Raw genomic sequence first — 11,280 nt, forward strand, 5'->3', positions numbered from 1 at the left:
CCCTGTGCTTATTCTGCGTGGCTAGGGTTAGCGGCTGGTTTGCCAACATTGACTGGCATACCCGGGAAGAAAATACGTGCCATGCCATCAACAATAACTTGGTCACCTTCTTTTAACCCACTGCGAATTAACCAAAAATTTTGGTATTGCTCGTTTTCTGGTTTTTTGATCCATTCACCTACAGTAACAGGGGCAGGTAAAGCGACATCCATACCTTGCTCGTTTTTACTTACTACATAAACAAACTTACCGGTGCCGTTATCAAGCACTGCACGTTGAGGAACAATGAAAGCGTTTTTGCGTACAGCACCACTTAACTCAACGCGCACGAATTGGCCCGGGCGAAGTTGAAAATCAGGGTTAGGAATAATTGCCTGAAACTCACTGGTACCTGTGTTTGGATTAATACGCACATCTGAGAAGTTAACTTCACCGGTTTGTCCGTATAACGAGCCGTCTTGAAGTTTAATTTGTGTTTTCCAATGGCCTTGCTCAGGTAACGTCAGTGAGCCATTTTTAACATCTTTACGCATTTGCAGTTGTTCACGCTCAGATAAGCCAAAACGAATACGAATAGGGTCAAACTGAGTCATTTGAGTCAGTAATAAATCTGGACCAGAAACATAGGTTCCTTCAGAAACAAACTCACGTCCCATTACACCTGCGACAGGGGCTTTCACTTGCGCATATTCAAGGTTTAGTTGCGCTTCTTTTAAGGCAACTTTTGCAGCGGCTAAATCAGTTTTAGCTATATCATTAGCTGAGCTTGCGTTATCGTAATCACGTTGTGAAACAGATTTTTCGGCACGTAGTTTAGCTAATCGTTTAACGTCACGATCAGCTTGAACAAGCGCTGCTTTTGCACCATCAAGTGCTGCTTGCGCACGATCTACCGCAAGTTGATAAGGTTCAAGGTCAATTGTAAACAGTGATTGACCTTGCTCTACACGTTGACCTTCTTCAAAGTTGCGTGATTCAAGAATACCGGTGACACGGGCACGAACTTCAACTTCTTTTGAACCAGACAGCGTCGCTGGCAGCTCAATAGTAAAGGGTGCATCGTGAGTTTCCATTGTCATAGTCGCGACAGCAGCGGGGTGCATTTGACCCTGTTGTTGCTGTGGCGCTTCAGAACAACCTTGCAGTAGCAAAGGAGCAGAAACTAATAACAACGCAGATAATGATAATTTGGCAGGTGCGAAAGGCAGACGCATGTTTACTCCACAGTCCAATTGTTAAGTAGGTATACATAAAAAGTAGTCTATCAGGATGAAAGACGTCACTATGCATTTTCATTTAGCGTTTAGTTTATACCCAAAAAAGAGAAAGGTACACCCTGTAGTTTACTTTTTTATTAGGCACAAAAAAACGCAAAGCATTTTCGCTTTGCGTTAATTTAAGGTTTAAATCGTTTTTTACTTTTTCGTTAGTAAAGAGGCTAACTCTTCAAGGTTTTTAACAATGTAATCTGGTTGCTTTGCCAGTGGGTAAAGCGCTTTACCGGGCCTTGCGATAAACGCTGTTTGCATACCCGCTTCTTTAGCGCCTGCTACATCCCAGCCGTGAGCAGCAACCATTAAAGCTTCGTGAGGCGCTACATTTAATTGTTCAAGCAACCACTTGTAAGCGCGCAGATCGGGTTTATACACTTTAATATCTTCAACACTGTAACGGTGAGTAAAGTAATCTGTTAAACCAGCATGTTGAAACTGTGCTTTTACACCGTTATTTGACGAATTTGTAAAGCTGACCAGTTTGTAGTTTTGCTTTAATTTCGCTAAAGCTGGTTTAACATCGCTATGCGCAGGTAAAGATAAAAGCGATGGCACAATCGCTTGTTTAGCTTGCTCGTTGGTTAACGAAATTTGATTATTACTTGCCACCATCATCAGTGCTGCAACGCCGATTTCACCAAAGTCATGATAATCATTCGATACCGTACTTACTAAAGAGTGGTGAAGCATTGTCGAAAACCAAAGTGGCAATAGCTGGGTATTGCCATCAAGCGCTTTAGCGACTGAGGTTTGCATTTGTTCAAGATCAAGCAAGGTTTCGTTGACATCAAACACAATTACTTTTGGTTTAGCTTGGTGTTGAGACTCTGCCATTGTGCCTCCCGAGTAAGTTAGGGTTACCAATAAAACTAGACTAAAAAATACTTTTTTAAACATGATTTAGTGCCTTAACTGCGTTAAGTACATCTAAAGGCTCTGCTCTTAGAGTGTAATCTTCATGAGCAAATGCAAATTGAATCACCCCTTGGCTATCAATAACGTAAGTTGCTGGTAGTGGTAATTCGTAGCTTTCGTCACCATTGGCTTTTGGAATATCTAAACCAAGTTGATCGTAAACAGGGATCAAACGTTCATCCAAAGTGAATACCAAACCACACTTTTTAGCCAAAGAGTTAGACACATCAGAAAGCACCGTATAAGCTAGCTCGTTTTGCTGTTGGGTAGACAGTGATTCATCAGGTAACTGAGGCGAAACAGCAACTAACTGGGCATTTTGATCAGCAAATGCTTGTTGCATATTGTTAAGTGCACGTAGCTCTAAATTACAATACGGGCACCAGCCACCACGGTAAAAACTCAGCACAAGCGGGCCTTTCGCTAGCAATTCAGTCGAGCTGATTTGTTTGCCCTTGCTGTCGGGTAATTCAAATGCTGGAAACTTATCACCGACTTTTAAAGCATGTTCACGTAATTGTTCAGCAATTAGTTTTTCAGTCGTTACATCCATCAAATTTAAGATATCAGCTGGGACATTGGCTTTCTTTTGCACTTCAAAGGCGTCGATTTGGGTTTTTAAAGACATACATGCTCCAATCATTTTTTACAATCAGTAGCAAGTATAGAGTTTTAAATATTTATATATACAATATAAAACTGAAACCTAAATTCGAAAACATTGAATGAAAGCCATGTACAGTTTATGTGATTTAGAAACCTTTATTGCCATAGTTGAAAACCAAGGTGTAGTTGCCGCCGCTAAAGCTCAGGGCCTCTCACCAGCTACGGTAAGTCATCGCTTAAGTAAGTTAGAAAAAGCATTAAGTACTGTATTGTTGTTTCGTGATAGTCGGCGAATACGCTTATCGCCTGCAGGGGACTTGTTTTATCAACGTGCTGGTGCCATTTTAGAGGCCTTGTATGATGCAGAGCATCAAATTGGCGCACGGGGTTCAGCAGTGACAGGGCTTTTACGAGTCACTATGCCGCCTTGGGTATTTTCAAAATTTGTGATGCCTGAGCTTGGCCACTTTGAACAGCAATTTCCCGACTTAAAACTCGATTTTATGATCACAGACCAATTTGTGAATATTGTGGATGATGCCCAAGATGTGGCTATTCGAGTTGGTCAGTTAGCAGATTCAAACCTGCTTTCTCGTAAGCTTGTTAGTAACTCTCGTATTTTGTGCGCAGCACCGAGCTATATTGAAAAATATGGGCAACCTAAGTCGGTGGCTGATCTTAAAGACCATTACTGGGTGTGTTTGCCATGGCAGCGACAGCTTAAATTTAGCGAAGGCGGACAAGTCATTAATTATAATGCGAGAACGCGTTTTACTGTCTCTAATTCAGATAACATGACACAGGCTGCGATTGCAGGTCATGGCATAGCGATTAAATCTTATATTGCAATTAAAGACGATTTAGCCGAAGGGCGGTTAATTGAAGTACTCCCTAATAGCCTAGTTGATGCTGATGCACCAGTGTGGTTTTTAAAACCACAAAACAGCCTAGTGACGCGCAAAACAGAGGTTTTTTATGAGTTTATGAAATCTTTGTTTACTTAAGGTACAAAAACTTAACAAATGGCTTGTAATTAAACTGAAATCTCGTACCCTAAAGCAATAAAAATATAATAAAGGTGAGTTAAGGATGACAGAACAAACTGGGGTTATCACCGCTTTTACTGAGATATCGAGCAAGCTTAGGCGCTTTGTATCGCGAATTGTCAGCCCTGATGATGTAGAAGATATTGTACAAGAAACGTTTATAAAAAGTTATGAAGCTGATCTTAAGCAAAATATCGAATATACTCACAGTTACATGCTGAAAACGGCTAAACATTTAGCGCTGAATCACATCGCTAAATGGGACAATAAATACAAAGAATCGTTAGATGAACAACAGCAGGTTGAGCATCACATGCGTTCAATGGCACTTGAAGATGAAGTGACTTCTAAAGAGCGTTTTTTGTTTTTTTGCCGAGTAACTAACGAATTAAGCCCTCAGGTTAAAAAATGTTTTATCTTAAAAAAAGTCTATGGCTTAAGCCAAAAGGAAATTGCAGCTAAAATGGATCTCAGCGAGAGTACTGTTGAAAAACATATAGCCAAAGGCTTATTGCATGTTCACCGAGCAATGAAATCACACGATGTACAACCTCAGGCATTTACCCCTACCACAGAGTTCACTGCAAAAGAGGTGAGCAAATGAGTAATGTTCATCCATTTTCATCAAAAGACATGATTCAAGAGCAGGCGAGTCATTGGATCAGTGCAATTGATCGTGGCTTATCTAAAGATGAAGTAAGCCAATTACATATCTGGGCTCATCAAAGTATGGCTCATCAAGAGGCACTGTTTGAACTTGCGACCTTGTGGGATGAAATGAGTGTGCTTAATGAGTTAAGTAGCTTATTTCCTTATAAAGCACCGCAAAAACAACCTGCTGTATTTGGTATGTCAACCGCAGCCAGCTTTTTAGTGGTGATGTTGCTTGGTTGTATCATGCTTATCTATTCAAGCTATTGGCAAAGTGAAGAAAATGACTACGCCAAATTTAGCAAAATTTACCGCACTAAAGTGGGTGAGCAAGCTGAATTTGTGTTACCAGACAGCACTATTGTGCAGCTTAATACCAATACTAAACTCGAAGTTGCCTACTCAGGCGATCGTCGTCAATTAATTTTGAGTCGCGGTGAAGGGCGCTTTAATGTTGCCAAAGATCCGAGCCGTCCGTTTACGGTTATTGCTGGTGATAAATCATTTACTGCACTTGGTACGGTGTTTAATGTTCAGCGAAATACCGCTTCAGACTTAGAGCTAGTGGTGACCGAGGGCAAGGTGATGATTGCTGATCCTGGTACGCAGGTTGATGCTAGCGACTTTAATCGTTTAAAAGACGCCTCAGATAACAGTGAAGATATAAAAGCGCTTCGCGCTAATGTTGTTGTATCTGGTGAGAAAGCACTGATAAAACAAAGTAAAACAGAACCAATTAAGCAGTTATCTGTTGATGACGTACAACGTGATTTGGCATGGCAACAAGAAATGCTGATTTTTAATGGCGAGTCTTTAGACGAAGCTCTGCAAGAGGTGAGTCGTTATACCGCCACACGTTTTGAATTAAATGATCCAGAACTTGCCTCTTTAAAAGTGGCTGGCGTGTTTAAAACTGGTGACATTAAAGGTTTGCTTGATTCTTTACAGGTCAACTTAGGTGTAGAACATCAACGTTTAGGTGAACATCGTGTTAGCTTAACTATCGCTGCAAAAGGTTAGTTCTGTCTATGAGAATACGCCAATGTAATGATGTTAATTGTGCGCCACTTTCTCGTCACAAAAAATTAATTAAAAAAAAGTTAAATTTACATAGCGGATTTTTCTTCCTCACTTGTTTGTTTAAATTGCGCAGTAAGCAATTGCCGTTGTTACCTGCCTCTTTTGTTATTTATGGCCTTACAGCAGGCCAAGTAGCAATAGCGGCTGAAAAACAAATGCTGCAATTTGACATCAAAGCGCAACGAGCTGATTTGGCGTTAATCGAATTTGCAAAGCAAACCGAACAAACAGTCATTTTTTCTTTCGAATTAGCAAAGCAATATCAAGCGCAATCAGTGTTTGGTTTTTACACCAAACTTGATGCACTGAATGCGATGCTAGAAGGCACTGAGCTCGATGCGGTTGTTGATCAACAAGGCTTGCTGAGTATAAAACTCAAACAAGTAGATAGGATAGATAATAACATGATCAAAGTATCAGGGGTCAGCGCTGCAGTCGTGCCATTACTGCTTGCCGCCAATACGCAAGCGTTAGCAGAAGATCAATCAGCAGAACAAAACATCGAAAAAATTGCCGTTGTCGGTAGCCGTGTAGCAGGACGCTCGGTTGAAGATTTACCGGTTCCGGTTGATATTTTAAGTGCCGAAGCACTCGAGAATACAGGTCAAACAGAAGTTGGCCGTATGCTTCAGGCTATTGCACCGTCTTTTAACTTTTCAAGCTCGTCTATCAGTGATGGTACTGATGCACTTCGCCCTGCAACATTACGTGGCTTAGGGCCAGATCAAACCTTAGTTCTTATCAATGGTAAACGCCGCCACCAAGCGAGCCTTATTCACATTAATACGTCAGTAGGTCGTGGTACGGCGGGTACCGACATGAATGCTATTCCTGCTGCTGCAATCAAACGTATTGAAGTATTACGTGATGGTGCTGCTGCGCAATATGGTTCAGATGCCATCGCAGGCGTTATTAATATCGTATTAAAAGACGCTGAAGAGGGCGGTAAAGCGGCTATTAATTACGGTGAGTACTCAGAGGGCGATGGCGAAACTGTAACTGTTGATTTCAACAAAGGTTTTGCTTTAGGTGATGAAGGTTATTTAAATACCACAATCAACTACCGTGACCGTGCGCCGACAAACCGTGCTGGCCTTCATGGCTCATGTCAATTTTACGGCTGTACTGAACTTGATGACGGTACGCTTTTAGCAGGCGACCCTCGTGAGTTAACGGCACCTCGTGATACGTTTAGAATTGGTGATGCAGATTCACAGCAATTTGCTCTAACCGTTAATACTGGCTATGAACTTGCTGGTGGTGAGCTATATGGCTTCATCACTTATTCAAATCGTGAAAACGAATCAGCTGCGTTTTTCCGTCACAACGCTAATGCTAATGGTAACCCTGTATTACAAGATGGTGATGCAACCATTCCTATGGGTTTCTTACCGAAAATTAATACTGTAATTGATGACGTATCTTATAACTTTGGTTATAAAAAATCGTTCGATAATGACTCAAGCATTGATTTATCGTACACCTACGGTGAAAACAGCATTGATTACACCACAAGCGACACTATCAACGGCTCTTACGCTAACTACCTTCGCTATGACCAAGGTTTAACGGCTGATGAAATTCGTGCCACTATTCCGCGTTCAGCGTATGCATATGGCCTTGAATTATCACTGCAAACTTTAAATCTTGATTACACAAAAGATTACGATAACTTCTCATTAGCACTAGGTGCTGAGCTTCGTACTGATGAGTTCCGTATTCTTGAAGGTAGCGAATACGCATACCGTGATTACGATACAGTTGATGGTGTGAGCATCTATTCTGGCTTGAATGGCGGTGTAGGTAGTGTTGACGCTGCAAGCGGTACGCAAGGGTTTGGTGGCTCAGATCCGGCATCATCTGTTGATGAGTCGCGCGATGTGATCTCATTCTATATGGATGCAGAAACCTATGTTATCGATGATGTAATTATTTCAGGTGCGGTGCGTTACGATAACTACAAAGGCTTTGGTGACACAGTTAACTTTAAGTTAGCGGGTAACTGGTCTGTGACTGAAGATGTGTCTTTACGTGGTGCATTAAGCACAGGTTTTAGAGCACCTTCTATGCAACAACTTTACTTTAATAACGTAAGTACTCAGTTTGTTGTAGGTGATGATGGTAGCTTAGTGGCTGAGCAAGTAGGTACGTTCAGAAACGACAGTACTTTAGCGCAATCAATTGGTATTCCTAAGCTAAAAGAAGAGAAATCACAAAACCGTAGTTTAGGTATTGTGTATAACGTTACCGAAAATATCAATTTAACTATTGACTACTACTCGATTGATATAGACGACCGTATCGTTATTTCTAACCGTTTAGGTAAAGGTTTATCAGATACGCTAGATGCTGCACTTGAAAGCTCAGGCGCAGGTGCGGGTCAGTTCTTCTTAAATGGTGCAGACACAGAAACAGAAGGTGTTGATTTAGTTGCCACATGGAACACAGAAGGCCTTGGCGGCACGCTAGATTTCACCTTTGCTGCTAATTTCACTAAAACTGATGTGGTTGATTTATTTACGCCATCAGGCAGTGGCCTTGAAACTATTCCGGTAGAAGATGTGTTTTCTGCCCAAGAAACATCAATTATCGAAGAATGGCAACCAGAAGACCGCATTAACTTAAGCGCGCTTTACCGCTTAGAAGATTGGACTGTAAACCTATCTCTAAACCGTTACGGCGAATACACAGTTGAAGATGGTGGCCGTCAAACATACGGTGCTGAAATCTTAACTGATGTTAAAGTTAACTACTTCTTTAACGAAAACCTATCATTTAACATTGGTGCAAATAACTTATTTGATGTTTACCCAGATAAGAACACCATTGGTAATTCACGCTCGGGTACGATTGTTGATGCTAGCGGCAACACAATTGTTTCAAGCCCTGGTGTTTTCACTTACTCACGTCGTTCTGCACCATTTGGTTTTAACGGTGCGTACTACTACGTAGGTGCAGAGTACAAGTTCTAAACTCCCTTTAGATTCCTTTATTATTTAACTTGCAAAGGGCCGTTAGGCCCTTTTTTAGTTATAAAGACGTGCTTATAGCAATTGGCACATCTTGATATTGTTTTATTTTATCAAGCAAGGTTACTAAGGTTTTGTGACTGCTTCGCTCACTTGCTGTTACTTGCACATTGGTCATTTCAAACTGTGCGGCAAATAAGGCAAGGTTAGCGATTATCTGCTCTGGTGTGATAAGCCTATTTGCAAAGTAAATACTGCCGTTTTCAGTGATAGTAAATTGCGCTTGTTTTTTAGGGTTTTCAAGACTTGGTTTTGCTAAAGGGCGATTGACTTCAATAGCGCGCTCTTTAACAAATGAGGTTGTGACGATAAAGAATATCAGCAAGATAAACACAATATCGAGCATAGGGGTCATATCTGCATCAGCGTTTGCAGTGGTTTTTTTATGTTGTTTCACCATAATTAGGTCCTTGTTGTTTTTGACCAAGCCACAAAATTTACGATTAAGTGGACTAGCCATAGTCGTGATTAATACCACGGATTATTTTAAAATGCTGGGCGCCACAGCAGTTTTTCGGATCCTAAATTTAAAGTTAGCAGCTTTTAAAAAAACGGTGGTTAAATAAATATTCTAAGTTTATTAAATGTTTGTAGCGTTTTTGTTGGTAAAAATATTTATTAACTTTGATGAAATCATTTCGAAGTGTATCTGGTCATTTTTGTCGGAACTAAGTTTAAAGGATGGATAAATGATAAAAATTACGTCTTTAGTTTGTGCGATGTGTCTTGTTTTACCGACAGCAAGTTTTGCTGAGCAATCAGTAAACGGGCAAGATTTTATTAATTTATTCGAAAAGCTGTCAGGTAAGCAGCCCGGTATCAGAAAAGGTCACGCCAAAGGGGTGTGCGCTGTTGGCACATTTACACCTAATCAAGCAGCAAAGCAGTATTCAATCAGCCCTTTATTTAACGCACCGTCAAAAATAAATATTCGCTTTTCTATGGGCGGTGGTAACCCTCATGCTGATGAAACATCACGTTCTCCACGCGGAATGGGGGTGCAGTTTTTACTAGAAAATGGTGATGTGCACAATATTGCAGGGCTAACAACGCCTGTATTTGCAGGGAACAGCCCAGAAGCGTTTTTTGGTTTGCTAAGTACATTAGTACCTGACGAAAAAACTGGGCAAATAGATTTTGCAAAAGTAAAAGCATACAGAGAGCAAAACCCGAGTACCTTAGGGCAATTTAATTGGCTGCAAAGCCATAACCCGCCAGCATCTTATGTGTCTTCACGTTATTTTGGTGTGCATACCTTTTACATGGTTGATGAAAAGGGCGCTAAGCATGCCTTTAGATGGACCATGGTGCCAGAAGAGCCTGAGCATGTGCTAACTGAAGAGCAAATGAAAACCTTCCCTAAATCATTTCTGGCTAAGCGACTTGAAGAAGATTTAGCGAAAGGGAAGGTGCGTTATCGTTTTCAAGCAGAATTAGCTGAGCCCGGTGATGCATTAACTGACCCTTCAGTACGATGGCCTGCGGATCGCAAAACAATTAATTTAGGAAAGCTCACTATAGAATCGACAGGTGAATCAGGTTGCGACCTCACAAATTATGACCCAAATCTACTATCTAAAGGCTTTATGCCAAGTGATGACAAAGTACTTAAATTACGCTCAACAGCCTATGCGATTTCATTTGCTAAGCGTTTAACGGAGCAATAAAAAACTAAATCGCTTGGCGGTGCTCCCGATTATTTGATTACCAAATAAACTTGGTGGTTTAACGACCAAGCGATTTTAATTTAAAAGTTGTCGTAAATAGTTAAAGTCATATTTTTCAATAATGTATTGTTTTTATACACTTTACCCATATCTATACATTTACTGAAAAATAAATAAAGGGAATTTTATGAATGTAACTTTGCGTGATGTTACGAAGGATAATTGGCTGGATGTAATTCACTTAGAAATAACTAAAGAGCAAGAGGATTACGTAGCGTTAAATTCAGAGTCTATCGCTGAATCAAGCTTTTATCCCCATTATGTTAATCGGGCAATATATCGTGAAGATGAGGTTGTCGGTTTTATTCAATACTACCAAGAGCTTGAAGAAGGGCTACCTGATGAGTTTTACATTGCTCAGTTTATGGTTGATGTAAAGTATCAAGGCCAAGGTATAGGTAAAATCGCAACAGAATTAGTAATTAACGAGATGAAAGAAATTCCAGAATGTAAAAAAATAACCATACTCTATATGCCTGGCCACCATATGATGCGCAAATTTTATTCTCAGTTTGGTTTTGTGGTCACCGAAGAGGACGATGAAGACGGTGTTGTAATGGAACTTGATGTTAAATAGTAGGAACGCTTTTTTAGGGGAGCTTAGTTATCATCAACCTTTATTATATCTTGTCACGTTAGATTGGTGGGCCTTAATAAAATATGGGAGTCTTATAAACGCGTGAAGCAGGCTGTGGGATGAACTCGTTTTTAGACAAAAACACGTTAGAGTATTTAATCAGTAACGCCTCATTCAGAGGCAAATAATTGTTGGCTAAAATCGCGACGCAGGAGCAAAGCCAACTGTTATTTGTCCTGCTGTAATGACTTGATACTTATTGAACCTTCTCCCCGAAGTTTAGCGAACAGCTAAACTTCAAGGCGACCAAACCAAAAGGAGAAAGCTCAGTGAAACTTTATACTAATTATCATAAATATTATTGTGGAATTGATC

General features: G+C 40.5%; 10 protein-coding genes. 6 read left to right on the forward strand and 4 right to left on the reverse strand.

Features of this window, described 5'->3' with window-relative positions:
- Positions 1 to 8: 8 nt before the first annotated feature.
- The 3 genes from L1272_RS12865 to L1272_RS12875 all read right to left on the reverse strand — a co-directional run bounded on the left by L1272_RS12865 (position 9) and on the right by L1272_RS12875 (position 2,817).
- Positions 9 to 1,214, reverse strand: a complete 1,206-nt coding sequence (locus L1272_RS12865; RefSeq protein WP_235373580.1) for an efflux RND transporter periplasmic adaptor subunit — start codon at positions 1,212 to 1,214, stop codon at positions 9 to 11.
- 201 nt (positions 1,215 to 1,415) lie between these two features.
- Positions 1,416 to 2,108 carry a haloacid dehalogenase type II gene (locus L1272_RS12870; protein ID WP_235373581.1) on the reverse strand — a complete coding sequence of 231 codons (693 nt, stop codon included), beginning with the start codon at positions 2,106 to 2,108 and terminating at the stop codon, positions 1,416 to 1,418.
- Positions 2,109 to 2,163: 55 nt separating this feature from the next.
- Positions 2,164 to 2,817 (reverse strand): peroxiredoxin-like family protein, encoded by a 654-nt coding sequence (locus L1272_RS12875; RefSeq protein WP_235373582.1) that lies wholly within the window; start codon positions 2,815 to 2,817, stop codon positions 2,164 to 2,166.
- A gap of 106 nt (positions 2,818 to 2,923) precedes the next feature.
- Between L1272_RS12875 and L1272_RS12880 the strand changes: the two genes are divergently transcribed.
- The 4 genes from L1272_RS12880 (at position 2,924) to L1272_RS12895 (ending at position 8,544) form a co-directional block, all read left to right on the forward strand.
- A complete protein-coding gene (locus L1272_RS12880) occupies positions 2,924 to 3,799 on the forward strand; it encodes a LysR family transcriptional regulator (RefSeq protein ID WP_235373583.1) in 876 nt (291 codons plus the stop codon).
- Positions 3,800 to 3,884: 85 nt separating this feature from the next.
- Positions 3,885 to 4,445 carry an RNA polymerase sigma factor gene (locus L1272_RS12885; protein WP_138618220.1) on the forward strand — a complete coding sequence of 187 codons (561 nt, stop codon included), beginning with the start codon at positions 3,885 to 3,887 and terminating at the stop codon, positions 4,443 to 4,445.
- Positions 4,442 to 5,512, forward strand: a complete 1,071-nt coding sequence (locus L1272_RS12890; protein ID WP_138618222.1) for a FecR family protein — start codon at positions 4,442 to 4,444, stop codon at positions 5,510 to 5,512. The genes L1272_RS12885 and L1272_RS12890 overlap by 4 nt, the downstream gene beginning before the upstream one ends.
- Before the next feature lie 125 nt (positions 5,513 to 5,637).
- Complete coding sequence (locus tag L1272_RS12895; protein WP_442961838.1) at positions 5,638 to 8,544, forward strand: TonB-dependent receptor plug domain-containing protein; 2,907 nt, start codon at positions 5,638 to 5,640, stop codon at positions 8,542 to 8,544.
- Between the two features lie 58 nt (positions 8,545 to 8,602).
- On the opposite strand, the gene L1272_RS12900 is transcribed toward L1272_RS12895, so the two are convergent.
- Positions 8,603 to 9,001, reverse strand: a complete 399-nt coding sequence (locus L1272_RS12900; RefSeq protein ID WP_235373585.1) for an ExbD/TolR family protein — start codon at positions 8,999 to 9,001, stop codon at positions 8,603 to 8,605.
- 289 nt (positions 9,002 to 9,290) lie between these two features.
- Between L1272_RS12900 and L1272_RS12905 the strand changes: the two genes are divergently transcribed.
- On the forward strand, positions 9,291 to 10,268 hold the full coding sequence (locus tag L1272_RS12905; RefSeq protein ID WP_235373586.1) for a catalase family peroxidase: 978 nt from the start codon (positions 9,291 to 9,293) through the stop codon (positions 10,266 to 10,268).
- 187 nt (positions 10,269 to 10,455) lie between these two features.
- Positions 10,456 to 10,905, forward strand: a complete 450-nt coding sequence (locus L1272_RS12910; protein WP_054553078.1) for a GNAT family N-acetyltransferase — start codon at positions 10,456 to 10,458, stop codon at positions 10,903 to 10,905.
- The last annotated feature ends 375 nt before the right edge of the window (positions 10,906 to 11,280 follow it).

Origin of the sequence: Pseudoalteromonas sp. PAST1 (genome assembly GCF_021532515.1) — a bacterium.
GTDB classification, from domain to species: domain Bacteria; phylum Pseudomonadota; class Gammaproteobacteria; order Enterobacterales; family Alteromonadaceae; genus Pseudoalteromonas; species Pseudoalteromonas simplex.